The sequence below is a fragment of the Streptomyces sp. CC224B genome (genome assembly GCF_030010595.1).
Lineage (GTDB): Bacteria > Actinomycetota > Actinomycetes > Streptomycetales > Streptomycetaceae > Streptomyces > Streptomyces longispororuber.
On sequence record NZ_JASCXL010000058.1, the window covers coordinates 24,161 to 49,439 of the forward strand.

Annotated in this window: 22 protein-coding genes, 1 tRNA gene and 1 riboswitch; of the genes, 4 read left to right on the top strand and 19 right to left on the bottom strand. The window is 70.4% G+C overall.

What is annotated here, in order from left to right:
- Positions 1–15 precede the first annotated feature (15 nt).
- Both QK440_RS22910 and QK440_RS41450 read left to right on the top strand, forming a co-directional pair.
- Positions 16–312 (top strand): hypothetical protein, encoded by a 297-nt coding sequence (locus QK440_RS22910; protein ID WP_282795055.1) that lies wholly within the window; start codon positions 16–18, stop codon positions 310–312.
- Positions 313–378: 66 nt separating this feature from the next.
- A complete protein-coding gene (locus QK440_RS41450; RefSeq protein ID WP_349239312.1) occupies positions 379–726 on the top strand; it encodes a DUF6233 domain-containing protein in 348 nt (115 codons plus the stop codon).
- Here the strand turns inward: QK440_RS41450 and QK440_RS22920 are convergent.
- From QK440_RS22920 to QK440_RS22945, 6 genes are all read right to left on the bottom strand, one after another.
- Positions 641–997 carry a hypothetical protein gene (locus QK440_RS22920; protein ID WP_282795087.1) on the bottom strand — a complete coding sequence of 119 codons (357 nt, stop codon included), beginning with the start codon at positions 995–997 and terminating at the stop codon, positions 641–643. The genes QK440_RS41450 and QK440_RS22920 overlap by 86 nt on opposite strands.
- 418 nt (positions 998–1,415) lie before the next feature.
- Positions 1,416–1,970 (bottom strand): hypothetical protein, encoded by a 555-nt coding sequence (locus QK440_RS22925; RefSeq protein ID WP_282795056.1) that lies wholly within the window; start codon positions 1,968–1,970, stop codon positions 1,416–1,418.
- Positions 1,971–2,185: 215 nt separating this feature from the next.
- Positions 2,186–2,641, bottom strand: coding sequence for a lactococcin 972 family bacteriocin (locus QK440_RS22930; RefSeq protein WP_282795057.1), 456 nt, complete (start codon positions 2,639–2,641; stop codon positions 2,186–2,188).
- Between the two features lie 1,829 nt (positions 2,642–4,470).
- Positions 4,471–5,388 carry a hypothetical protein gene (locus QK440_RS22935; RefSeq protein WP_282795058.1) on the bottom strand — a complete coding sequence of 306 codons (918 nt, stop codon included), beginning with the start codon at positions 5,386–5,388 and terminating at the stop codon, positions 4,471–4,473.
- Positions 5,342–5,563 (bottom strand): hypothetical protein, encoded by a 222-nt coding sequence (locus tag QK440_RS22940; protein WP_282795059.1) that lies wholly within the window; start codon positions 5,561–5,563, stop codon positions 5,342–5,344. Before QK440_RS22940 ends, QK440_RS22935 begins: the two co-directional genes overlap by 47 nt.
- Positions 5,564–5,667: 104 nt before the next feature.
- Positions 5,668–5,750, bottom strand: a tRNA-Leu gene (locus tag QK440_RS22945).
- 473 nt (positions 5,751–6,223) lie between these two features.
- Between QK440_RS22945 and QK440_RS22950 the strand changes: the two genes are divergently transcribed.
- Positions 6,224–6,994: an ABC transporter ATP-binding protein gene (locus tag QK440_RS22950; RefSeq protein WP_282795060.1), complete on the top strand. Its 771-nt coding sequence runs from the start codon at positions 6,224–6,226 to the stop codon at positions 6,992–6,994.
- Positions 6,995–7,050: 56 nt separating this feature from the next.
- Positions 7,051–9,570: an ABC transporter permease gene (locus QK440_RS22955; protein WP_282795061.1), complete on the top strand. Its 2,520-nt coding sequence runs from the start codon at positions 7,051–7,053 to the stop codon at positions 9,568–9,570.
- Between the two features lie 136 nt (positions 9,571–9,706).
- On the opposite strand, the gene QK440_RS22960 is transcribed toward QK440_RS22955, so the two are convergent.
- The 13 genes from QK440_RS22960 to QK440_RS23020 form a co-directional block, all read right to left on the bottom strand.
- Positions 9,707–11,005, bottom strand: coding sequence for a cyclopropane-fatty-acyl-phospholipid synthase family protein (locus tag QK440_RS22960; RefSeq protein WP_282795062.1), 1,299 nt, complete (start codon positions 11,003–11,005; stop codon positions 9,707–9,709).
- Positions 11,006–11,206: 201 nt separating this feature from the next.
- A complete protein-coding gene (locus QK440_RS22965) occupies positions 11,207–12,592 on the bottom strand; it encodes an NAD(P)/FAD-dependent oxidoreductase (protein WP_282795063.1) in 1,386 nt (461 codons plus the stop codon).
- A gap of 397 nt (positions 12,593–12,989) precedes the next feature.
- On the bottom strand, positions 12,990–13,931 hold the full coding sequence (locus QK440_RS22970; RefSeq protein ID WP_282795064.1) for a Ppx/GppA phosphatase family protein: 942 nt from the start codon (positions 13,929–13,931) through the stop codon (positions 12,990–12,992).
- 225 nt (positions 13,932–14,156) lie between these two features.
- The gene (locus QK440_RS22975) at positions 14,157–14,678 is read right to left on the bottom strand and encodes a DUF501 domain-containing protein (protein WP_282795065.1); all 522 of its coding nucleotides are present in this window, start codon (positions 14,676–14,678) and stop codon (positions 14,157–14,159) included.
- A gap of 191 nt (positions 14,679–14,869) precedes the next feature.
- Positions 14,870–15,343, bottom strand: coding sequence for a septum formation initiator family protein (locus tag QK440_RS22980; protein WP_282795066.1), 474 nt, complete (start codon positions 15,341–15,343; stop codon positions 14,870–14,872).
- A gap of 110 nt (positions 15,344–15,453) precedes the next feature.
- Positions 15,454–16,734 (bottom strand): phosphopyruvate hydratase, encoded by a 1,281-nt coding sequence (gene eno / locus QK440_RS22985; protein ID WP_282795067.1) that lies wholly within the window; start codon positions 16,732–16,734, stop codon positions 15,454–15,456.
- Positions 16,735–17,013: 279 nt separating this feature from the next.
- Positions 17,014–17,781: a transglycosylase family protein gene (locus QK440_RS22990; protein WP_282795068.1), complete on the bottom strand. Its 768-nt coding sequence runs from the start codon at positions 17,779–17,781 to the stop codon at positions 17,014–17,016.
- Positions 17,782–17,784: 3 nt separating this feature from the next.
- Positions 17,785–17,981: riboswitch (cyclic di-AMP (ydaO/yuaA leader) on the bottom strand.
- 183 nt (positions 17,982–18,164) lie between these two features.
- Positions 18,165–19,313: a transglycosylase family protein gene (locus tag QK440_RS22995; protein WP_282795069.1), complete on the bottom strand. Its 1,149-nt coding sequence runs from the start codon at positions 19,311–19,313 to the stop codon at positions 18,165–18,167.
- Between the two features lie 129 nt (positions 19,314–19,442).
- Positions 19,443–20,741 (bottom strand): cytochrome P450, encoded by a 1,299-nt coding sequence (locus tag QK440_RS23000; protein ID WP_282795070.1) that lies wholly within the window; start codon positions 20,739–20,741, stop codon positions 19,443–19,445.
- Between the two features lie 86 nt (positions 20,742–20,827).
- Entirely contained in the window at positions 20,828–21,844 is a 1,017-nt protein-coding gene (locus QK440_RS23005; RefSeq protein WP_282795071.1) for a nucleoside triphosphate pyrophosphohydrolase, read from the bottom strand.
- 310 nt (positions 21,845–22,154) lie between these two features.
- Complete coding sequence (locus QK440_RS23010; protein WP_282795072.1) at positions 22,155–22,787, bottom strand: SurA N-terminal domain-containing protein; 633 nt, start codon at positions 22,785–22,787, stop codon at positions 22,155–22,157.
- 170 nt (positions 22,788–22,957) lie between these two features.
- Complete coding sequence (locus tag QK440_RS23015; RefSeq protein ID WP_282795073.1) at positions 22,958–24,487, bottom strand: serine/threonine-protein kinase; 1,530 nt, start codon at positions 24,485–24,487, stop codon at positions 22,958–22,960.
- Positions 24,484–25,158 carry a hypothetical protein gene (locus QK440_RS23020; RefSeq protein WP_282795074.1) on the bottom strand — a complete coding sequence of 225 codons (675 nt, stop codon included), beginning with the start codon at positions 25,156–25,158 and terminating at the stop codon, positions 24,484–24,486. Before QK440_RS23020 ends, QK440_RS23015 begins: the two co-directional genes overlap by 4 nt.
- Positions 25,159–25,279: the final 121 nt, after the last annotated feature.

Sequence of the window (25,279 nt, forward strand, 5' to 3'; positions counted from 1 at the left end):
TGGGTGGGGGAGACCGTGGCTGTTCCCGCGTTGGTGTACGGCGACGTCGTCTTGTCGGACTTCGAACTGGGCTTTGTCGAGGGTGGGCAGCATCGTCGGCTGCCGTTGGGTCAAGGCTGGAACCGTCGGTTCGAGATGGCCGATCCGGTCCGGGAGTTCCGCTGGGCCAAGGGTGGGGAGAGCTTCGCTGGCTTGTACTACTCGACCACGATGGGTGCCCACGTGGGTTATCAGCCAAGCCCGCGCCTCGATGCCGTCCCGGTCCCTCGGGTTTCACTAGACGGCTACCGGTCAAAGCCCAGTGGCAATTGATCAAGATCGTTTGACAGAGGGCAGTCCATAGGTACAGGTTAGATCAAGCCACTCGTAGACTCGAACATGTGTCCGATCTACCGCCTGACGTGCCTCGCCTTCGCGTCATCGTCACCTTCCTCCGCTATCTGCTCACCGAAGCGGAGGACGCCCTCCAGCGAGCCGCGCGACGCCGAACGGCAACGGGGCCTGGCCGCGCGTCCGCCACAGCCGAACTGGGCGTTCGAGGGGCGCCGCGGGCTGCTGCCGATCTACGTGCACAAGGGTGGCTGCCACATGGCGGGCAAGCACCGCTGGGGAGTCATCATGGCCGAAGCGCGCCGCGCCCTCATCGAAGGCATCGCGGCATGCCCGCATTGCCAACCCGACAAGCACCTCGGCCTGGACAGCACCCCGGGAGATCAAACCTCCTGATGGACGATGTGTCTCCGAGGTAGGTAACGAAGGCATCCGCCGGTTCGTCACCGTGGTGTGCCTGAGCCTGCACCCAGCGCACGGCAGCCACGAGCTGACGACGGGACGCAGCCTTGTCCTGTGTGGCATCGCGCAGGACCGGGTCTTCCGTGGCGATGGCCTCGACGTCCGCGAGCGAGGCAAGGTGCTCCCAGACGTTGATCATCTGGGCGGCAGAGAACCCGGAGCGTGGCGGGTGGGCGGCGATGAACGCGGTGATGTCGTCGGCCATCCCCTCATTGTGGCAGCGCCTCCGTAGTCACGCGTGGCTGCCAGCCAAACCCGGCCCGGCGTTCGCCAGGCGGCGCGCGGACACAACCATCACCTCGGCTGCCCACAGGCACACCTGTTCCCTCGCCCGTAAGTCTGGCGCGCGTAGGGGGCGTTGCCTGAGCCCCTGCGATCCGCTTCCGGATCAGGCAGAGGTTCAGGTCGTGATCATTCTCAATGCGTCATCATCAGGTCCCTCGAACTTAGGGACAGCTGCGCGGACTTGCTACGGGCTCTGCGAGCAGTCGGCGAACGCGTCGCCATTCCTGAGATGATGGCGGAGGAACACCTCGCACAGCGGGTGACCTTGCACCAGCAGCCCCACGCTGCGGCAGGTGCAATGCTAAGTGCCTCGGTTTATCAGGCAATTCGCGGACGTTTCACTGCTGCTCCGAATTCTGCGCGGCTTCGGGCGAACCGCGCCTCGCTCGTCGCCACGCCCTGGCCGTGTGCCAGGCAAGAGCTACTGCGGCCGCTCCCGCAACAACGCGGATCCCATTCAAGGTCACTTGACCGACGAGATCATGCGAGTCGATCTCTGTGCCCAGCCGGTCAGATGTCTCATAAAACGCAATCAGCGGAATTACTAGACGAAACGGAAGTCCAGCAGGGCCAGAGATCCGAGCCAAATTACCCGCAAACCCTACGGGTGCACCCAAGATTAAAGCTGCAACGCCCCAAAAGACGATTTTGGTAACAAGCTCATCTGTAGAACCCTGAGATACGACACGCGCGCCGTCCGGGACAGCCGGGTCCAGGAACTTCGAAAGGTAGTACACGACCGCACCGGCAGTCAGCGCTGAAGAGGACAGCAGTGTCGCCTCAAGTCTCGACCGCCTGAGATACCCAACCATAAAGGCGAAGCACGCCCACGACCACCCCTCAGAAAAGACGATGGCCACAGCCCGGCAGGCCGGATCGGCGAAATCGTCCATAAATGGCCCAATTGCGCCAAGTGTTGCGCCTGCTATGAGGACTGCGACTGCCGACACCACGCGAGCCCACGGAAAATATACGATGTCTCTAGCCTATCTAAGGTCGATTTCTTGAGTAGTAAGCAACGCCGGAGGGCTCCTGCGCACCAGCACAGAAGCCCCGCGGCAGCTTAAGCTCCCTCAGTACACCGCCGTAGGCACTGACGGGCGCAGACCTAGTACTTAGACCAGTACGTCACGCACGTGTGCCTCCCAGGCCCCGTCACGGAAGCGTTGGACGTCTCGTTGGCCTTCACGACGTCCTTGCTCGTCATGCCGCCGAGCTGGGCAGTCGAGCCGTGCTTCTTCTTGAGATGGTAGTAGTTGGAATAGCAACGCTTACCACTGGTGAGAGCCATCCAGCCATAACTCCACTTGCCGCCACCGACCTCGACTATTTTCTTCGTCGCAGGGCCGCCGGTGGAGTCGTCCATCGCGATCTCTACCACACCCCACTCTTCGGGGTCACCCAGCTCCGCCGGCGGCTCGGTGCCATCCCCGCGCTTGTGAATGACAAGAGTGCTGGCGCTATCGGTTTGCGGGCTGTTCGCATTGGCCGGCGCGGTGAGGACGCCGCCAGCCAGGGCTGCGCCCGCAACGGCAATAACCACCGCTTTACTAGAAACCTTCATGAGATACCCCTCCCATATCCCCCCCGCTTGGGGGTCGCAAAGATCTTGCATGGGGCAACTTCCGCAAGCAAAAGGAACTCGTAGTAGATGACTGAAAAGCGCCTATGCGCAGTATGCCCATGTCTATGGGCATACTGCATGATCACGAGAGCTGCGTAACCGTGCGCTTCATCCCTGATGTCCTGCTGTGCGCTGATTACCCAAGAGGTTCGTCGCCTGTCGCTTGCGCCGCACGGGTGGCTCATTTCTAACTGTTCGAGCGGATGGACTTACCCACGCACCACGCCGGGCGGCAGGGCAAAGCGGATACAAGCACCAAACTGCTCGACTTACAGAGGAGCGGAAGTTCGGCCGGACCCGGCCCGGCGCTCGCCGGGAGGCGCGCGGACATGACCATCGCCTCGGTTGTCCACAGGCACACCTGTTCCCTCGACCTGGGTCGTACGGTGTCCCCTGCCGAACAACCGGGGGCGCGCATGAGGGTGGACCTGGCCAGGCCTGCCGACAGGGCACGGACCGCGATGGCGGACGACGTGCACGTGGAGGCGCTGAAGATCAATCGAGGACATCGCTGCGGACCTAGAGGCTGCGCCGGGGCACGGGTGGACAGCGGATGGCCTGCTGCGGGGGCGGTGCTGGATCGTCTACGTGGCTGGCGGCGGGCTGCTCATCGTCCTGGCCGCCGGGCAGGCGGGGTGACGGCCCCTCGGAGCCCAGACTTATGCACGCTCTGTGCGGAAGTCTTGGGGCCCCGCACACAAACGTGCGACCGCGCTGGCCGATGAGGCATCAGTCACGTCGCTGCCCGAGACGACGACCTCAGCAACTCAAGGGGAGTCACGTCTAGTTGCGTCCTGCCGGACGCTGTAACGTCTGTCGCATGTTCTCGATAAGCGCATAGCGTGCCGCGCGTAGTTCCCGGCGAGCCAGGGCACATTCCGCATCTTCACGAAGCCGACCCTGCTGCACTGCGTCACGGTACTTTGCCACTTTGTGAGCCGCCTCCTTCGCCAGGAGCACTACCGAAGCAGGCACGATGAGTTCAAGCTCGTACTGCCTGGCGTACATACCCCGCGCGCCGACCACTTCGCGTACAGCATCTGCACGCTCCTGTTTTGACAGGTCGGGACGGCGGCTGATCTGTGTAATGACACCCCGTGCCTGAGCCAAAGCCTCAAGGAGCTGCGCGTAGCAGAGCCGTAAGGCTTCGCGGTCCCGTTCATGCACATCCCTGTGCCACCGCATACGGTCTGCCACTAGGGCGCTTACCAAGGTGATGACAGCGCCTACCGCGGCCGCCACAATCACTGCCCACTGCATACATACTGTGTTCTACCCGCGAAGGTCATCTCACCCGGAGACACAGAGAGACGGTGCAAAACCGACGAGGGGTGCGCACGCGACGCACCCCTCGTCGGATCAGAACAGCAGGGGCTGCTGAGCGCAGCCCTAACGTTGCGCACTGCCTACCTCACGTCGTACAGAAGCGGATAGGCCGCCTGCGCCCCCTGCCCGAATCACCGGCCTGCGACGATGTCACTGACCGCCGTACTTTCATGCTGACTCTCATGGGAGAGCGTTGACACCCCGTAGAACGCGATGACGCCTACGGCGTACCCGGCCAGCAGCAGCCAGCCGGTGCGCTTCCAACGTGCACTGTTCATGTTGCCCAAGTACCTCATACTCTTCCAGGACCTCGTGGCCGAAGGTCGGGCAGCCGCAGCCGCTCCAGGAGTCCAGCGGCGACCCGATGGACTACAGGTACGCCATCAAGCGGCTGTGGTTCATCACTTCGACGCCGCCGTACGACATGAACCAGTCGGTCGCCATCAGCCAGTCACTCCTGCCGCGAGCACGAACCGGTTGAGGACCCGCTGGGCGGTGACGCGCGAGTCCCCCACTTCCCGGATCCCCCAATGGTGGTTGTGGATTACGTCGCCGCCGCGCTCGCCGAGCGCGGCTGGGTCGAGGCCGGACTGCCGCAGGCGCTGGCTGCGGGTCAGCGGCACAACGGTGCCGCCGCCGAGGGCCGGGGTGGCGCCGGCCAGGCCTGTGAGGTGGGACGAGACGCCGCGCACGAGGGACTGCGCCGCTCGCCGGGATGCGGCTTCCAGGGCAGTGATCCGGCCGAGCAGGCCGCGCTCGAGACCAAGGCCGGTCATCTCGCCGAGTCGGCGCATAACCAGCGATGGGGACTTGATGCGCAGCGCCCGCCGGCGCTTGAGGCTGTCCTTCGTCGACCGCGACAGCACCGTGGCGATCTCGGACCCGGCCTGCGGGCCGAGACCGATGATCTGCGCGAGCAGATCCTTGAACAGGCCTCGCCTGGCCAGATTGTTGATCTGCGCCGTGAACCGCCGCACTTGGTCGACGGCGTTTTGCAGCCCGGCCGCCAGGCCTTTGATGGTGACCGGGGGGTCGTCCTGGGTGAGATTCTGCAGCGAGAAGGCGTCCCGGGCTGCCTTGCTGGTGTCGGCGGCGGACTTCTGGGCGTATGCGATCCGCTGCACCAGTTTGTCCCGCTGGGCGGCCAGGCCCTGGAGCCTCTTGTTCCCGGACCGGAGCATCGCCACGAGGCGGTCGTCGACGCGGGTCTTACGGCTTCTGAAGGCGTCGGTGATCTGCTTCGCGAGTCGCTCGGTGGTCTCCTTAATCTGTGCCGCGGTGCCCGCCAGGCCCTTGATGAAGCCCCGGCCGGTGTCACGGCCGATCTGCGCGAACACCTTGGACGGCGAGCTGATGCCCATCCTGCCCGGCCTCATTGACGGCCGCACAGAACAGATCAGCTGCCTCGCGCCCCCCGTCGGTCGGGTCGAACCGTTCCCCCTGCGGCTCTCCGCTGCGGGATCCCCCCAGGCGCCAGATCACCCGATGGCTGGTGACCACGCCGTGCTTGTTCTTCATCGCCTTCACGTACGCCATGACGGCAAGCTAGGAGAGCCGTGCATCAGCCGTGCATCAGCGACACGGACGAGTGACGGTGGGACTCGGCCCTTTCAGCAGGTCAGCCCACAAGGGCGGGCAGGTGCCCGGAACCGGACTTGAACCGGTACGCCCACGAGGGGCAGCGAGGTTTAAGCTCGCCGTGTCTGCATTCCACCATCCGGGCAGGCCATGGGCTCCGCATCAAGGATTCGACCCTATCGGGAGGCATCCCCCGAATAGCGGAACGGCAGCCCGACGTTGTCTTATTTTATTGACGTCTGAGGGTGCATCAGCACCTGGTACGCGCCGGTGGTACTTGCCGTAGGCCTCGTCGGCCAGGGCCCGCGTACGGGAGGGAATTGACGGAATTTAGCCGTCTCCGCACCCGCCCCTCCGCAAGCGTTCTCTGTCCGCCCGGGACCGTGCCGCACGCCGTCGTGCGCCGTGCGCGCGCTCGACCGCGACCGGACCGTGCATCAAGCGCTTCCCCCGATCGTGTCTCAGGGGAGGCCGTCATCCCCAGGTATGACATGACTGCGGCGAGTCCGACCCGAGTCGCCCCCAGGAACGGGAGCAGCGGCTGACTCCCCGCCTCCTTTCCGGCAAGACGATGGAGTACGTCCCCCCGATCCGTCGTCCCGACAGGAGCACCACCCCGTGACCACCACTTCCTTCGCCACTCACGCCACCGCCGTGGCCGCGCGCGCCACGGATCTGTCCAAGGTCTACGGCCAGGGCGAGACCCAGGTGGTCGCACTGGACCAGGTGTCCGTGGACTTCGGGCAGGGCCAGTTCACCGCGATCATGGGCCCCTCGGGCTCCGGCAAGTCGACGCTGATGCACTGCGTGGCCGGCCTGGACAGCTTCAGCTCCGGGTCGGTGCGCATCGGCGAGACCGAGCTGTCGACGCTCAAGGACAAGCAGCTCACCAAGCTCCGCCGCGACAAGATCGGCTTCATCTTCCAGGCGTTCAACCTGCTGCCCACCCTGACCGCCCTGGAGAACATCACGCTCCCCATGGACATCGCGGGCCGCAAGGTCGACAAGCAGTGGCTGGAGCAGGTCATCTCCATGGTGGGCCTGGCCGGACGGCTCTCGCACCGGCCCACCGAGCTCTCCGGCGGCCAGCAGCAGCGCGTCGCCGTGGCCCGCGCCCTTGCCTCACAGCCGGAGATCATCTTCGGTGACGAGCCGACCGGCAACCTCGACTCGCGCTCCGGCGCCGAGGTCCTCGGCTTCCTGCGCAACTCGGTGCGGGAGCTCGGCCAGACCGTCGTCATGGTCACCCACGACCCGGTCGCCGCGTCGTACGCGGACCGCGTGATCTTCCTGGCGGACGGGCGGATCGTCGACGAGATGTTCCAGCCCAGCGCCGAGCGCGTACTGGACCGGATGAAGGACTTCGACGCCAAGGGGCGGACCAGCTAGGCGCCGCTCCACCCCTGCCTCTGCCCCGGCCCCGCCCCTCACCAGGACTCACACCCATGTTCCGTACTGCCCTGCGCAATGTGCTCGCGCACAAGGCCCGGCTGCTGATGACCGTGCTCGCCGTCATGCTCGGCGTCGCGTTCGTCTCCGGCACCCTGGTCTTCACCGACACCTTCGGCTCCGCCTACAAGAACAAGTCGGCGAAGAGCTTCGACCACGTCTCGGTCGCCATCCGCCAGGACGGCGGCGGCTCCGACGACGGCAGCCAGGACGGCAAGCAGCCGCCCCGCCTGACCGACCGGCTGCTCGCGAAGGCCGAGGGCCTGCCCGGCGCCGCTTCCGCGATCGGCACGTACTCCGGCTTCACCGCGCTCGCCGACAAGGACGGCAAGCTCGTCGGCGGCGACTGGGGCACCACCGGCGCCAACTACTACCCGGGCAAGGGCGGCAAGGACCCGCGCTACGACTTCACCGAGGGCGCCGCCCCGAAGTCCGCCGGCCAGATCGCGCTCGACAGCAGCACCGCCGACCGCACCGGCTACCGGGTCGGCGACACCGTCCGCTACTCCACCGACGGCCCGGTGCGCACCGCGAAGGTCTCCGGCGTCTTCGACACCGACGACGGCAGCGTCGTCGCGGGCGGCAGCCTCGTCATCTTCGACAACCGCACCGCACGCGAGGTCCTCAACAAGACCGAGTACGACGAGATCGACGTGAAGGCCGCCGCGGGCACCTCCGAGGGCGCGCTCGAGGGCGCCGTCGAGAAGATCCTGCCCAAGGACACCGAGGCGGAGACCGGGGCCTCCCTCAAGGCCGAGCAGGACCGGATGATCGAGCAGAACACCAGCTCCATGAGCCAGGTGCTGCTGATCTTCGCCGGGATCGCGCTGTTCGTCGGCATCTTCATCATCGCCAACACCTTCACCATGCTGGTCGCCCAGCGCACCAAGGAGCTGGCCCTGATGCGGGCCGTCGGCGCCTCGCGCCGCCAGGTCACGCGCTCGGTGCTCATCGAGGCGTTCCTCGTCGGCCTGATCGCCGCCGTCGCGGGCTTCGCGCTCGGCATCGGCGTGGCCGTGGGCCTGGAGTCCCTGATGAACGCGGGCGGTGCCACGCTGCCCGACGGGCCCCTGGTCATCGCCCCGGCCACGGTCGCCACCGCGCTGGTCATCGGCGTCGTCGTGACCATGCTGGCCGCCTGGCTGCCGGGCCGCCGCGCCGCGAAGATCCCGCCGGTCGCCGCGATGAACAGCGTGCACGCGGCGCCGACCGCCCGCGGTCTCCTGGTGCGCAACACGATCGGGTCGCTCGTCGTCGCGCTCGGCGTGGTCATGCTCTTCATGAAGGACAACTACGTGAAGGCGGGCGGCTCCGGGGTCATCCTCGTCGGCGTCATCGTCCTCACGCCGCTGCTCGCCCGCCCGTTCATCGCCGCCGCCGGGCCGCTGCTCAAGCCGTTCGGCGTCACCGGCAAGCTGTCGCGTCTCAACTCGCTGCGCAACCCGCGCCGTACGGCGTCCACGGCCTCGGCCCTGATGATCGGCCTGACCCTGGTCACCGCGATGACGGTCGTCGCCACCTCCATGGGCAGCGCCATCAACAAGATGGCCGCCGACTCCATGCGGGCCGACTACATCGTCTCCATGGCGAACTACCAGCCGCTGACACCCAAGGTCCGCACCCAGCTCGACAAGCTGCCCGAGGTGGCCGCGTCCACCCCGCTGCGCACCACGTCCGGCGAGGCCGACGGCTCGTACACCCGGATCACCGGTGTCGACGCGGCATCCTTCGACAAGCTCATCAGCCTCGACTACACCAGCGGCTCGGCCGCCGCGCTGAAGGCAGGCGGCGTCCTCGTCGACAAGCCGCTCGCCGACAAGAAGAACCTGAAGGCGGGCGACACCGTCCCGGTGGAGTTCGACGACGACAGGACGGCCCGGCTGAAGGTCGGCGGCGTCTACGAGCCCAACGAGATGGTCGACGGCCTGTTCGCCCCCACCTCCGTGGTCGACCCGCACCTGAACAAGGTCAGCGACCAGCAGCTCCTGCTGAAGATGAAGGGCGGCGCGTCCGACGCCGCCGAGGACAGGATCGTCAAGGCCCTCGGCGACAACCCCGCCATCAAGATCCAGGACAAGGACGCCCTCAGCGACGAGATCGGCGGCGCCATCAACATGATGCTGAACATGCTGTACGGGTTGCTCGCCATGGCCATCCTGGTCGCGGTCCTCGGCGTGATCAACACCCTCGCGATGTCCGTCTTCGAGCGCAAGCACGAGATCGGCATGCTCCGCGCGATCGGCCTCGACCGCGCGAAGATCAAGCAGATGGTGCGCCTGGAGTCCGTCGTGATCTCCCTGTTCGGCGCGGTGCTCGGGGTCGGCCTCGGCCTGTTCCTCGGGTGGGTCGCGGGCGACAGCATCGCCGGCACCGTGAAGACGTACACGATGGAGATCCCCGCCGGGCGGATCCTGCTCTTCCTCGCCGTCGCGGCGGTGGTGGGCGTGCTCGCCGCGGTGTGGCCCGCGCGGAGCGCGGCACGGCTCAATCCCTTGCAGGCCATCAAGTCCGACTAGGCCTGGCCCCTGGGCCCTGGGCGGGTTCCTCCGCCCAGGGCCCTTCGTCCATGGGGCTGCGCCCCTCTCCCCCCCCCGTTGCCGCTTCGCGGCTCGTCCTCAAACGCCGGACGGGCTGAACCGTTCGTCCGCCGCGCTAGTCGGTCCACTCGCGCGCCCGCAGGGGCAGGCCGGAGGGGCCGTCGTCCGGGGTGCGGACGGCCAGGACCTGGTTGACGCCGATGCGGTTGCGTTCGAAGGCCAGGGCGGAGGCGGCCATGTAGAGGCGCCAGATGCGGGCCCTGCCGGGGGAGGTGAGGCGGACGCCCTCGGGCCAGTGGGCCTCCAGGTTGGCGACCCAGTGGCGCAGGGTGTGGGCGTAGTGCTCGCGGAGGGCCTCCACGTCGCGGACCTCGAAACCGGCGCGCTCCAGGAGGGAGACCGTCGTACCGAGCGGGGCGAGCTCGCCGTCGGGGAAGACGTACGCGTCGATGAACTCGTCCACGGAGTACGCCGACTCGTCGCGCAGCGGGCGGCGCGCGATCTGGTGGTTGAGCAGCCGCCCGCCCGGCTTGAGCAGCCGGTACAGGTCGCTCGCGTACTCCAGGTACCGCTCGGCGCCGACGTGCTCGGCCATGCCGATGGAGGAGATCGCGTCGTAGGGGCCGTCGCGGACGTCGCGGTAGTCCTGGACGCGGATCTCGATCCGGTCGGTCAGGCCCTCCTCGGCGATCCGCTTGCGGGCGTACGCGGCCTGCTCGCGGGAGAGCGTGACGCCGACGACGTGGACGCCGTGCTCGCGGGCGGCGTGCACGGCCATCGAGCCCCAGCCGCAGCCGACGTCGAGGAGGCGCATGCCGGGCCGCAGGCCGAGCTTGCGGCAGACCAGTTCGAGCTTGTCGCGCTGGGCGTCCTCCAGGGTGGCCTCGGGCGAGGCCCAGTAGGCGCAGGAGTAGACCATGGACGGGCCGAGCACCAGGGCGTAGAAGTCGTTGCCGACGTCGTAGTGGTGGCTGACGGCCTGTCTGTCGCTGCCCTTGGTGTGCCGGTGCAGCCTGCCGTGTCTGCGCATCTCCTCGCGCGGCACGGGCGGCGGCACGAACGGCGCGGCGAGTGCCAGCAGCGAGCGGGCGGCGGCGCGCACCTTCGGGTCGCGCAGCGAGTCCACGAGCCCCGGGGCGTCCTCGCCGCGCTCCCAGATGAACTCGGCGAGCAGGTCGAGCACCCGGTACAGGTCGCCCTCGACGTCGAGGTCGCCCGCCACCCAGGCCCGCGCGAGGCCGAGCTCCCCGGGCTTCCACAGCAGGCGGCGCAGCGCGCGCCGGTGGCGTACGACGAGTACGGGCGTCCCGGGCGGGCCCGCCTCCGAACCGTCCCAGGCGCGGACACGCACCGGGAGCGGTGCTCCCAGTACCTGCTCGGCGATGTCCTTCAGCCGCGAAGCGGCGTCCTGCATGGCACACACCTCCGCAATGGGGTATCCCCGGAACGGTCCGTCTCCACGTCAACACCATCAGGATGGCGGCGCAGTCCCGTCGCGGCGTCACGGATCGGCAAAATACGTGCATGCCACACCTAGAACGGCCGAAAAAGCCCGAAGGGCCCCCGCTCCACGGATAGCGGGGGCCCTTCGGGCTGTTGCTGCGGGCGGCCGGACCTAGGAGGCCTTGGCCTTCTCCGCCGGGGCGGAGGCGGCGGCGGGCTTGGGCGCCGGCTTGGCGGCCTCGTAGAACTCCTCGCGGGGAGACTCGATGGCGCCGAGCGACACGACCTCGCGCTTGAGGAACATGCCGAGCGTCCAGTCCGCGAACACGCGGATCTTGCGGTTGAAGGTGGGCATCGCCATGCCGTGGTACGCGCGGTGCATGTACCAGGCGAGGCGGCCCTTGAGCTTGATCTTCATCTTGCCCATGACGATCATCGCGACGCCCTTGTGCAGGCCGAGGCCCGCGACCGCGCCCTTGTTGGCGTGGCTGTACTCCTTCTGCGGGAAGCCCCGCATGCCGGAGATCACGTTGTCGCCGAGGACCTTGGCCTGGCGCAGCGCGTGCTGGGCGTTCGGCGGGCACCAGGCGTTCTCGTTGCCGTTCTTGCGGCCGACGAGGTCCGGGACCTGGGCGTTGTCGCCCGCGGCCCAGATGTAGTCGGTGCCCTGGACCTGGAGGGTCGCGGCGGTGTCGACGTGGCCGCGGGGGCCGAGCGGCAGGCCGAAGCGGGTGAGCGCCGGGTTCGGCTTCACGCCGGCGGTCCACACGATGGTGCTGGAGTCGACCTCAAGGCCGTTCTTCAGCACGACGTGGCCGTCGACGCAGGAGTCCATGGAGGTGGAGAGGTAGACCTCGACGCCGCGGCTCTCCAGGTGCTCCTTGCCGTACTGGCCGAGCTTCGGGCCGACCTCGGGCAGGATCTTGTCGGCGGCGTCGACGAGGATGAAGCGCATGTCGTCGCGCGACACGTTCTTGTAGTACTTCGCCGCGTCGCGGGCCATGTCCTCGACCTCGCCGATGGTCTCCGCGCCGGCGAAGCCGCCGCCCACGAAGACGAAGGTCAGCGCCTTGCGGCGGACCTCCTCGTCGGTCGTCGAGTCGGCCTTGTCGAGCTGCTCGAGGACGTGGTTGCGCAGGCCGATGGCCTCCTCGATGCCCTTCATGCCGATGCCCTGCTCGGCGAGGCCGGGGATCGGGAAGGTGCGGGAGACCGCGCCCATCGCGATGACCAGGTAGTCGAAGGGCAGCTCGTACGCCTCGCCGACGAGCGGCGCGATCGTGGCGACCTTGCGGTCCTGGTCGATGGTCGTGACCCGACCGGTCAGTACCTCGGCCTTGGGCAGCACGCGTCGCAGCGGGACGACGACGTGCCGCGGCGAGATGCTGCCGGCGGCGGCTTCGGGGAGGAAGGGCTGGTAGGTCATGTACGACCGGGGGTCGACGACCGTGACGGTCGCCTCGCCGTAACGCATCTTCTTGAGAATGCGTCGAGCTGCGTACAGGCCTACGTACCCACCGCCTACTACGAGGATCCTGGGACGCTCCGTGGTGCTCATGCCATCGAGTATCCACCCCTCGCGCGGGGGTCGCTCGTGCGCCCCTTCACAAGGTTCGATGGGGCCTCTGCTACACTTCGCCGCTCACGTGACGGAGGTCATGACACTCCGGGGGAACCAGAGACTACCCCGATTCGTTGTCAAGCCCCCGTGAACAGCCACTCCTGGCCACGGACCCCGGTGAACCACTTCCCGGGCCGCACCCCCGCACCGCCTGCGAAGCGATCAGAGCGTCAGCCGCGCGCCTTCAAAATCCCGCTGCCGGGCCCGGAACTCCTGAGAACCGCACTCAACAGGGCCGTTTTCCTTGTGAAGAACTTCACGAAGTTTTCCGACAAGCCGTCACCTCCACGCCCCGAAAGCCACCCGGAGCCCGCTCAAACGTCGTCGTGCCTGCTCAGGCGATGCTCCAGCCGATGCCGTCGAGGATGTCGTGCTCGCTCACGACGACCTCGCGGGCGCCGGTCCTGTCCATGATCGCCAGCAGGACGAGGGCGCCCGCGACGATCACGTCGACGCGGCCCGGGTGCATCACCGGGATCGCGGCGCGCTCGGCGTGCGTGGCACCCGCGAGCCGCTCGGCGATCTCCTTGACCTGGTCGTACGGGACGCGCGCGTGGTGGATCGCGGCGGAGTCGTAGGCGTCGAGGCCGAGCGCGATCCCGGCGACCGTGGTGACCGAGCCGGCGAGCCCCACGAGGGTGGCGGCCTCGCGCAGCGGCACCGCCTCCTCGGCAAGGTCGAGGGCCGCCTCGATGTCCGCGCGGACGGCGGCGAGCTGCCCGGCCGCCGGCGGGTCGGCGACGACGCCGTCCCGCACGAAGTGCCGCTCGGTCATGCGGACGCAGCCGACGTCCACCGAGCGGGCCGCGCGTACGCGGTCGTCGCCGACGACGAACTCGGTGGAGCCGCCGCCGATGTCCACGACGAGGTAGGGCGTGGCCAGGTCCGTACGGCCCGTCAGCTCCTTGGTGGCGCCCGTGAAGGAGAACTCCGCCTCCTGGTCGCCGCTGATCACCTCCGGCTCGACGCCGAGGATGTCCAGGACGCCGCGGACGAAGTCCTCGCGGTTCTCGGCGTCGCGGGAGGCGGAGGTGGCCACGAAGCGGGTGCGCTCCGCGCCGAGTTCCTTGATGACGGCGGCGTACTCGCGGCAGGCCGCGAAGGTCCGCTCCAGCGCCTGCGGCGCGAGGCGGCCGGTCCTGTCGACGTCCTGGCCGAGGCGGACGATCCGCATACGGCGGTCGAGGTCCGCGAGCCGGCCCGTGGCGGGGTCGGCGTCCGCCACGAGGAGGCGGATGGAGTTCGTGCCGCAGTCGATGGCGGCCACGCGGGTCACGGTGTGGTGCTCCTTGTCGTTGACGGTGCCTCGGTGCGACCGCCCTGGCGGGCGGGGTCCCCCACACGCCCTCCGGGCACGGCCACCGGACCCCGCCCACGGTAGCGGCGCCGCCCTGGGCCACGCACCGCCGCCCGCCGGGCCCCTGAGGCACGCTTCAGGGCGCCGGGGCCCGGCGGGCGAAGCCGGGGTGTCACGGGAGGGCGGGGGGAAGGCAGGGCCTGCTCAGCCGGCGGTGTCCGACACGCAGGGGCCCTTGTTCCACCACTCCGGCAGCATCGCGAGGGCCTCGTCCCCGAGCGGGTTCACCCCGGGCCCCGCGGCCAGGGAGTGCGCGACCAGCACGTGCAGGCACTTGACCCGGTCCGGCATGCCCCCCGCCGAGGGGAACCCCTCCAGCACCTCGATGGCGTCGCGCCGCGCGAGGTAGTCCTCGTGCGCGGCCCGGTAGGCCGCAGCCAGCTCCGGATCGGAGGCGAGCCGCTCCGTCATCTCCTTCATGACGCCGTTGGCCTCGAGCGTGCCGATCGCGGAGGCCGCGCGCGGGCAGGTCAGGTAGTACGTCGTCGGGAACGGCGTACCGTCCTCCAGGCGCGGCGCCGTCTCCACCACGTCCGGGTTGCCGCAGGGGCAGCGGTGCGCGATGGCCCGCAGGCCGCGCGGGGGGCGGCCCAACTGCTCCTGGAAGGCGGCGATGTCGGCGTCCGTGGGCGCGGTGGGCTCGGTCTGGGGCGGGGGCGTTTCCATGCCTGTCTTCCGGTCGGTGAGGTCGGTGCTGTCGGTGAGGTGGGTTCGGTTGGTTCGCGGGGCGGTCGGTTCGCGGGGCGGTCGGTTCGCGGGGGGCGGGCTCGCGCGGGCGGCGCCGTCCCCGGCCTCGTCGGTGCGCAGGCCCCGCCGCGGCCCGGGCGGCGCCACCGGTGCCGGGCACGGCGACGCGCCTAGCCGGACTTGTCGGCCTTGTCGACGCTGTCCCACACGTTCGAGTACCAGGGGCGGGCGGCCCCGTTCTCCTCGGGCCGGTGCCGCTGGGCGGCGCGCGGGTCGATCACCGTGAAGCCGGTCTCGCCGGGCATCACGTAGTGCAGCCGCTCCCGGATGCGCTGCTCCGCGTACGCGTCGTCCTGCCAGCGGGCCTTCTCGTCCCGCAGCCGCTCCACGTTCTCGCGGTGCTCGGCCTGCCTGCGCCGCTGGTCGGCGATCTCGCCGCGCTGCGAGACGTACTGCCGCATCGGGTACGCGAGCGCCACGACCAGCGAGCAGACCACGAGCACGAGCAGCGCGGCCCGGCCGGTGAGCCGGGAGCGCCGGGCCTGGCGCTTGGTCTGGGAGCGGTAGACGCGCTCGGCGGTCTGCTCGCCGAGCAGCCGCAGCCTCGTCGCGGTGGAGAACCGGTCCCGGTTCTTCACGGCCATGTCCCGCCTCCCCTGTACGTGCGTACGTCCCCGCACACGGTACGGGACCGAGTACGGGGACGTACGGACGACTGGCTAGCGCTTCATCCGAGGAGGCTCCGGGAAGGCCGTCAGCCCTTGAAGCGCGGGAAGGCGCTGCGGCCGGCGTAGACCGCGGCGTCGTCGAGGATCTCCTCGATGCGCAGGAGCTGGTTGTACTTGGCGACACGGTCCGAGCGGGCCGGGGCGCCGGTCTTGATCTGGCCGCAGTTCACGGCGACGGCGAGGTCGGCGATGGTGACGTCCTCGGTCTCGCCGGAGCGGTGCGACATCATGCACTTGAAGCCGTTGCGCTGGGCCAGCTCGACGGCGTCCAGGGTCTCGGTGAGCGAGCCGATCTGGTTGACCTTGACGAGCAGCGCGTTGGCGGCGTTCTCGTCGATGCCGCGCTGGAGGCGCTCGGGGTTGGTGACGAAGAGGTCGTCGCCGACGATCTGGACCTTGTCGCCCAGCTTCTCGGTGATGACCTTCCAGCCGTCCCAGTCGTCCTCGTACAGCGGGTCCTCGATGGAGACCAGCGGGTACGCGGAGACGAGCTCGGCGTAGTACTCGGTCATCTCGGCGGCGGAGCGGGTCTTGCCCTCGAACTCGTAGGCGCCGTCCTTGTAGAACTCGGACGCGGCGACGTCGAGCGCGAGCGCGATCTGCTCGCCGGGGGTGTAGCCGGCCTCCTGGATGGCCTCGACGATGAGGTCGAGGGCGGCGCGGTTGGACTCCAGGTTCGGGGCGAAGCCGCCCTCGTCGCCGAGGCCGGTGGACAGGCCCTTGTTCTTCAGGACCTTCTTCAGCGTGTGGTAGACCTCGGCGCCCCAGCGCAGGGCCTCGGAGAAGGACTCCGCGCCGATCGGGGCGATCATGAACTCCTGGATGTCGACGTTGGAGTCCGCGTGGGACCCGCCGTTCAGGATGTTCATCATCGGCACCGGGAGCAGGTGCGCGTTCGGGCCGCCCAGGTAGCGGAAGAGCGGCAGGTCCGAGGCCTCGGAGGCGGCGTGGGCCACGGCGAGGGAGACGCCGAGGATGGCGTTGGCGCCGAGGGAGCCCTTGTTGTCGGTGGCGTCCAGGTCGAACATGGCCTGGTCGATCAGGCGCTGCTCGGTGGCGTCGTAGCCGACGAGCTCCGGGCCGATCTGCTCGATGACGGCGAGGACGGCCTTCTCGACGCCCTTGCCGCCGTAGCGGTTGGCGTCTCCGTCACGGAGTTCGATGGCCTCGAAGGCGCCGGTGGAGGCGCCGGACGGGACGGCCGCACGGCCGGTGGACCCGTCGTCGAGGCCGACCTCGACCTCGACCGTGGGGTTGCCTCGGGAGTCCAGGATTTCCCGGGCTACGACGACGTCGATGGACGGCACGAGCATCTCCTTCTGGGATGTGACGCGGGGTACGCGGGGGTACTGGGGCCGCGCTGGCCCCTGCGACACGAGCCTAACCGGCTCCAGGGCATCGGCCAGCCGACCGCCCGGCCCCCGGACAGAACCGGAGGCCCATAGTTCCCTCACGGAACAAACTACCGGACAAAAAGGTACCGCCCCGGTGCGACGGGGGTCGCGCACCGGGACGGCAGCCCGTGGGGACGGGGTGGTGGCCCCTCACCGGGGCCGGGGCGGCCGGTGGCCGCCCGGGGCTGGGCCTCAGCCGAGGTGGAGCTGCTGGCCCGGGTAGATGACGTCGGCGTCGTCGACGATGTCGTCGTTGAGCTGGTACAGCTTCTGCCAGCCGCCCTTGACGCCGCGCTCCTGAGCGATCTTGGAGAGGGTGTCGCCGGTCTCGACCTTGTACTCGCCGTCGCCCTTCTTCACGACCTTGCCGGTCGGGGTCTTGACGGTCTTCTTGGTCTCGACCTGCGGGGCGGCCTGCTGCGTCTGGTGCTGCGGCTGCGCCTGCGGCTTGGGCTGGGCCTGCTGCTGCGGCTGGACCTGCGGCTTGGCCTGCTGCTGCGGCTGCGCCTGCTGCTGGGGCCGCTGCTGCTGCGGCTGCTGCTGCTGGGAGCCGCCGGAGGAGCCGCCGCCGTTGTACGCGGCGCCGGACAGGCCCACGCCGCACTTCGGCCAGGCGCCCTTGCCCTGGCCCGCGAGGACCTTCTGGGCGACGGCGATCTGCTGGGACTTGCTGGCCTTGTCGGCGGTGGGCGCGTAGGCCGTGCCGCCGTAGGCCGCCCAGGTGGAGGCGGAGAACTGGAGGCCGCCGTAGTAGCCGTTGCCGGTGTTGATCGACCAGTTGCCGCCGGACTCGCACTGGGCGACGCGGTCCCACTCGGAGGCGGTGGCGGCGCCGGCGGTGCCCGCGGTCACCAGCGGTGCGGCGACGGCGGCGCCGGCCACACCGGCGACGGTGACGGCACGGGTGGCCTTGTCGAGCTTGGTGGCGCGGCGGTGCTTGCCCTTGCCGGAAAACAGCATGATTGATCCCCTCACCGACGCCTGCGAGGTGAGCTGTCGGGTTCGGGCGGGTGAGTGCCCGGTCCCTGCGGCCTAGCGCAGCGACTACACCCCTAGCCGTTTCCGTGCGTCCGGACCGCCGCGCTGCTGCGCGGCCGTCCAACGTCCGGGCCCGGCGCTTACCTTGGGTCCCCCGCTCCTGCCTTCGGCGCTTGACGCGACGACTGTTCCCGTCCGGCGGTTGGCAGGATTCGGCGTACCGACCGGCGGGGCCCGCTGTGGCGAGCGCTCACGACCGTAGGCAGGCGATCAGCCGAATTTCAAAGACGATCAGGGCTTCTGAGACCCATCTCTCACTTGCCCCTCACCATCTTCAAACCGGACATTCATCGCGAAGTGACCGCTCAACTGCCCTGGTCCGCGCCCGACTTCTCCTTGGTTCCGGCTTTCGTCTTCTCGTCCAGTTCAAGCCGCTGACCGGGGAGGATGAGGTCCGGGTCGGAGCCGACGGTCTTCTTGTTCTCCGCGTAGAGACTCGTCCAGCCGCCGTCAAGGCCGTGGTTGTCCGCGATGGCGGAGAGGTTGTCCCCCGAGCGGACCGTGTACGTCTGCGCGCCGGACCCGGCACCGGGCTTCTGCCGCGCCTCGCCGCGCGAGGCGTGCCGGCCCGCGCCGGCGTCCTCGCCGCCGGAGGGGAGGTCGTCCCCGGCGCGCTCGCCGCGGTGGCGGCCGGAGGAGCGGTCGGCGTCCTCGCCGCCGGGGGCGCCGGGCGCCTCGGAGCCGCCGGAGGAGCCATCGGCCGGGCCACCGGTCGAGCCACCGGAGGAGCCGGAAGCGTCCGTTCCGTCCGGCGAAGTGGCGTCGCCCCCGGCGGATTTGCCGTCGCCGCCCGTACGGTCGGCCGACCCCTCGGGTGCCGTCTTGTCGGAGTCGTCGGTTTTGCGGTGCTTGCCGCCGCCCGAGCGGTCCGATGTGTCCTGGTCGGGCGTTTCGCCCGCATCGTGATTCTTGTCTCGCGTGTCGCCGTCGGCACCGGACGGCTTGCCGTCGGCGTCGTCGGCGCCCTTGCCCTTGCCGCGGCCCGCGTCCGTGCCGGAGGCGCCGTCGTCGCCCGAGGAGCCGTCAGAACCCTTGGAGGGCGGGGCGGAGGGCAGGCCCGGGTCGACGTCGGCGGCCTCGCCGCCCTTGGTGAGGCCCGCGGCCGGGGCGCAGTTCGGCCAGGCGTCGGGGCCCTGGTCGCGGAGGACGTTCTCGGCGATGGCGATCTGCTGGGAGCGGCTGGCCTGGTCGGCGCTCGGTGCGTAGGACAGGCCGCCGTACTGCTCCCAGGTCTCCTGGGTGAGCTGGAGGCCGCCGTAGTAGCCGCTTCCCTTGGCGCTCCACGCGCCGCCGCTCTCGCAGTCCGCGACCTTGTCCCAGGTCTCGGCGTCGGCCGCGCTCGCGCTCGTGGCGCCGAGCAGCGGCAGGGCGATGGCGGAACCGGTGACGCCCACCGCGACGAGGATCGCCGGGGCCTGGCGGGGGCGGCGGTGACGGCCTTGGCCGGAGAGCATGCAGGTGCCTTTCGTGGACGACAGGACGGGCGCGGCACGGGTGCGCGGGGGCGCGGGTGCCGGGCCGTCGTGAAAGTAGCCGCAGTCGAACGTCAGTCACAAGTCGGTTCAGCGGAGATCACATAAAAGTCACATCGTTGACGGCCCGTCAGGACGAGTGACCCGCGGGGCCGGTGTGAAACGCACCGGCAGGGTCCGCAGGCCCCGCATGATGAGCCCGCCGCGCCACCGCAACTCCTCCGGCGCGGCGTCCAGTTGCAGGTCCGGCAGCCGTCGCAGCAGGGTGGCCAGCGCCGTCCGCCCCTCCAGCCGGGCGAGCGGCGCGCCGAGGCAGTAGTGGATGCCGTGGCCGTAGCCGAGGTGCTGGTTGTCCCGGCGGGCGAGGTCGAGGACGTCGGGCTCGGCGAAGCGCTCCGGGTCGCGGTCGGCGGCGGCGAGCACGACGAGCACGGGGTCGCCCGCCGCGATGTCCTGCCCGCCCATCCGCAGCGGCTCGGTGGCGAACCGCCAGGTGGCCAGCTCCACGGGCCCGTCGAAGCGGAGCAGCTCCTCGACGCCGGTGGCGAGCAGCCCGGTGTCGCCCGCGGCGAGGGAGTGCTGCAGCCGCTCGCGCTGGGCGGGGTGGGTGAGGAGCGCGTACGTGCCGTTGCCGATGAGGTTCACGGTGGTCTCGAAGCCGGCGAACAGCAGGATGAAGGCCATGGCGGCGGCCTCGTTCTCGGTGAGGTGCTCGCCGTGGTCGGAGGCGCGGATGAGCCCGGAGATCAGGTCGTCGTCGCCGCCGTCGCGGAGGGACTCGCGCTTCCTGTGGATGAGGTCGGCGAGGTAGCCGCGCATCTTCTTCACGGACCGCGCGACGCCGCCGCGGGGCCCGCCGCCGTGCCGGATCATCATCCCGGCCCAGTCCCGGAAGTCGTCCTGGTCCTCGCGGGGGACGCCGAGCATGTCGCAGATGGCGTAGATCGGCAGCGGGAACGCGAACTCGTGGATGAGGTCGGCCTCGCCCCTCTCCGCGAAGCCGTCGATGAGCCGGTCGGTCAGCTCCTGCACCCGCGGCGCGAACTCCGCCACGCGGCGCGGCGTGAACGCCTTCGCCACGAGCCGCCGCAGCCGGGTGTGGTCCGGCGGGTCGATGTTGAGCAGATGCGTCATCAGCTCGGCCTTGCGCTCGCCCGGGATGCCGGTCTTGCCCTTGGCGTGCGCGGGCTCGTCGTGGTGCGCCGGGTTCTTGCTCAGGCGCGGGTCGGCGAGCGCCTGCCGCGCGTCCGCGTACCGCGTGACCAGCCAGGCCTCCACGCCGCTGGGCAGGCGCCGCTTGGTGACCGGGGCGTGCCGGCGCAGCCAGGCGTAGGCGGGGTACGGGTCGCTCGCGAACTCCCAGGTGAAGAGTTCGGGCTGGGGAGTGGGGGGCGGGGGCTGGTCGTGCATGCGCCCGACGGTATCCGGCGGGGCCCTCGCGGGGCCTTCTGGGGCTTCGCCCCTCTCCCCCTCTGTCGGTGCTTCGCGCCTCGTCCTCAAGCGCCGGACGGGCTCGGGCGTCCTCGCTCGGCCGCCACGATCGCATCCCGGTACGCGCGGGCCGCCGCCCTCAGGGCCGCCTCGGGGTCGGTGCCCTCCGCTTCCGCCCGTACGGCCATCGCCAGGAGGTCGTAGCCGACGCCCTCCCCTGCGGGGAGCGGGACGCTCAGCCCCTCCGTACGGACCCGGGACGCCAGCTTGGCCGCGAGCGCCAGGCCCGGCTGGCCGAGGGGGATGCCCTCGGTGAGGGAGTCGCGCTGTTTCTCCTCGGCCTTGGTGCGCCGCCAGTGCTCCTTGACCTCCTCGGGGGTGGACGCCGTGTCCTCGCCGAAGACGTGCGGGTGGCGGTGGATGAGCTTGTCGACGATCGTGGCCGCCACGTCGTCCACCGAGAACGGCTCCTGCTCGTCCTCCTCCGCGATGCGGGCGTGGAACACCACCTGGAGCAGGACGTCGCCCAGTTCCTCGCGCAGCTCGTCGCGGCCGCCGCCGTCGGGGTGCCCGGTGGTCTCGATGTTCTCGATCGCCTCGACCAGCTCGTACGCCTCCTCGATGGCGTACTTCGCCAGGCCCTTGTGGGTCTGCTGCGACGACCAGGGGCACTCGGCGCGGATGCGGTCCATGACCTGGACGAGGTCCAGGAGGCGGGCGCCGGGCAGGTCGTACGAACCGGGCAGCAGCTCCAGGTCCGGCATCGTGTGGCGGCCCGAGCCCGCGAGGCGGGCCAGACCGTCCGTCAGCGGGCGGTCGCCCTCGGCGGTGGCGACGACCAGCACGGTGCGGCCGCCCTCGCAGGCGCGCACCAGCTCCTCGGCGGTGGGGGCGGCCTGCTCGACGGTGACGCCGGCCTCGCGGAGGTAGGGGAGCTGGGGGTGGGCGGGGTCGGCGCACAGGACCTGGTCCGCGCTGTGCAGGGCCTGCCAGGCGGGCCAGGACAGTTGGCCGGGGGCCACGCGGTGGCTGGTGGTGAGCAGGACGAGGCGGCCTCCGGGGCCCGGCGGGGTTTCGTTCACGGGTCGAACGTAACCCACGGGTGGGGTGGGGCCGGTCCTCGCGGGTGCGCCCCAGGCCCACCCCTCCCCGAACCGTGGGCTGCCGCCCCCGGGCCCCCGCCCTTTCGTCTGGGGCTTCGCCCCTTTCCCCCTTCTTTGGCGCTCCGCGCCTCGTCCTCAAACGCCGGACGGGCTGAGATGCCCTCGACTCGCCGTCGTCGGACGTCCGTCAGCCGACGACGGCGGCCGGCGGACGGTTTCAGCCCGTCCGGCGTTTGAGGACGAGGCCGCCAGGCCGATGGGGGCGGGTGGGTGGGGCGGGCCCGGGGGGTCAGGCCTGCTTCAGCCAGGGGAGCTTCGCGTCGGCGCGCTTGTTCTTCGCCGCGTCCCACGTGCCGTAGCGCGGGTTCAGCTTGACGTCCAGTTCCTTGGACGACGTGCTCAGGGCCTTCCAGAAGGCCTCCTGGCCCGCCGGGGACTCCATGTCCGCGCCGAGCTTCGCCGCCAGCTTCCTGGCCTCGATCTCGGTCCGGATGCTCGCCTCGAGGTGCCGGGGCGCCACGTTGTACTGCTGGAGCCAGCCCGCCTCCAGGGCCTCGCGGCCGCCCGCCTGCTTCTCCATCTGACCGCGCGTGGTCTGGATCTCCTTGCGCGTGACCGTGACCCCGGCGTCCTTCGCCGCCCGGTGCAGCACGCGGTCGAGGACCATCGTGTGCAGCGTGTTGCGCGTCAGGCCGCCGGTCTTGGCGATGACCTGCTCGTACTGCCGCTCGTCGGGGACGGCGGCCCGCTGCGCGGAGCGGACCTCGTTCACCCGGTTCTCCAGTTGCGCGACGGTGATGCGGTCGTCGCCCACGACGGCCGCGGCGCCGGGGCGCGTTTCGCCGCCGCAGGCGGTCAGGAGGGGGGCCGCGGTGACGGCTGCGGCGGTGAGGAGGAGCGCGGTGCGACGACGGCGGTGCAAGTTGGCCTCCCGGTGGAGAGATTGTGCTTCGCTGCACAAAGTCTTGCGGTGATCGATGGTAGGCAGCGGGGGTCGTCTCGGCCACCCTTCTCCCGGTACTTCGTACGGGAGCTGCCCCACGCCCAACGATCCGCCGCGGGTCGGGGCACCCGCGCGGCGGCGGAACCGCCCTAACCGACGTGCCCCAGCCACTGCAGGGTCCGGCGGATCTCCGCCGGGAACGGGTGCCCGATCCCGTGCACCCGCTCGGCGTCCAGGACGAGCCGCGCCAGGATGTCGTGCGCGGCCGAGCGGTCGCCGAGGGCGAGCAGGAGCTGCCCGATGCGGCGGCGGATCTCCAGGGACTGGCGGATGTCGTCCGTGGCGTACTGGTTCTCGTAGTAAGGGAGCAGCGCGCGGCACTCGGCCAGGGCCGCCGCCGGTTCGCCCAGCTGCTCCAGGCACTGCGCGGCCTCGTAGCGGAACTGGAGCGACTGCGGGTCGGCGTGGCCGGACTCGGCGGCGCGCTCGTCGGCGAGGCGGCGCAGCTCGGGCAGCGCGCGGCGGTACTGGCCGTCGTCCATGAGCGTGGCCGCGTACTGCTTGCGCAGGGTGCGTACGACGGGTGAGTGCTCGCCGTGCTGGGCGGCGGCGGCCGGCAGGATCGCGCCGAGCACGTCCACGGCCTGGGTGATGCGGCCCTCGCCGAGCAGCCGCTTGACCTCGTCGACGGCGCGGGCGACGTCCTGCCCGTGGCCGGACCGGGGCGCCTGGGCCTGCGGGGTGGCCGCCGGGGTCGCCGCGCGGTCGGGCCAGGGCGCGTGCGGGCGCAGGAACGGGCGGGTCGGGTCGAGCGGACGGCCGGACGGCGCGGCGCGCGCGGGCAGCAGCGGCTCCAGTTGCGCGTACACGTCCTGGGCGCTGCCGGGCCGGTGCTGGGGGTCCTTGGCGAGCAGGCGCAGCACCAGGGCCTCCAGCGCCTCGGGGACCTCGGGCCGCAGGCGGCGTACCGGGAGCGGCGGCTCGTAGAGGTGGCGGTGCAGGACACCGAGCGCGGTGGAGCCGGAGAACGGCACGTCGCCGCTGAGGAGTTCGTGGAGCAGCACGCCGAGCGCGTACAGGTCCGTGTACGGGCCGACGGCGCCGCCCATGGCCTGCTCCGGCGCCATGTACGAGGGGCTGCCGATCGGGGAGCCGGTGTGGGTGAGGCGGGTGGTGTCGGTGTCCATCACCGAGGCGATGCCGAGGTCGAGGATGGTGAGGGTGCCGTCCTGGCGGACCATCACGTTCCGCGGCTTGAGGTCGCGGTGCACGATCGGCACCGCGTGCACCGCGGAGAGCACGGCGCAGAGCTGCGCGGCCACGGCGACCGCCCAGGGCCAGGGGTAGGGGGTGTGCTCGGCGAGGTGGTCGCCGAGGTCGGCGCCGTCGACGTACTGCATGACCAGGTAGAGGTCGTCGTCGTCGCTGCCCGCGTCGTGCACGGTGACCAGGCCGGGGTGGTCGACCTGCGCGGTGACCCGGCACTCGCGGACGAACCGGCGGCGCAGTTCGTCGGCCTCGGCGCCCGCGACCCTGTCCGGGCGGAGCAGCTTGACCGCGACGCGGCGGTCGAGGCGCTGGTCGTACGCCGTCCAGACCTGGCCCATGCCGCCCTGGCCGATGAGCGTCGACAGCTCGTAGCGCCCGGCGACGACGCGCCGGTCGGTCCCGCTGCTCACGGCCGGCCGCCGCCTTCCTGCTTGCGCAGGTAGTCGCTCAGCTCGTCCAGTTCGGCGCGGACCTGCTCGATGCGGACCGGCGCGGGGCGGACGGGCGGGGTGGGCACGGCGGGCGTGGGCGGCGCGGCGGGCGCGTGGTGCGGGCCGGGCGTGGCCGGGCCGGGCGCGGCCGGGGGCCGCGGGGCCGGAGTGGGCGCGGACGGGGTCTGCTGCGGGTAGCCGTACGCGGTGGGGTGGGGCTGCGGATGCGGCAGCGGGTGCTGCTGCGGGTGCGGCGCCGGGTAGCCGGTGTACTGCCGGCGGTACGGGTCCCGCGCCGCGGCCTCGGCGAGCTTGGCGAAGTGGCGGATCTCCATGGTCAGGTAGTAGGCGGTGACCGCCACGAAGCTGGCGATGAGGATCGTCATGCCCGCGTTGCCGGTCTTGGTGAACTCCTCGTCACCGGGGTCGATCCCGATGAGGACGACGGCCGTCACGTCGAGCGCGACGACCACCGCGAACAGGAACCAGTCCCGCGCCTTGCGGGTCACCAGCGCGAGCCGCAGCATCGCGGCCCACGCCAGGAAGCCGCACGTCAGGAAGGCGAGCACCACGAAGAGCACGCGCAGCGTCACCTGCGAGCCCGCGGAAGGGGCCGGTGGGGGCGGCGGCGCGTAGCCGTGGCCGTGCATGGCTGCTCCAGGTACCTGACGGGGCGGACAGTTGAGAGGACGAGCGTATAGGCCGACTCCGGTGGTCCCGCTCGGGTTGTACCGAACCGTTGTCGTCCTGGTCACGTGCCGCCCGGGCGGC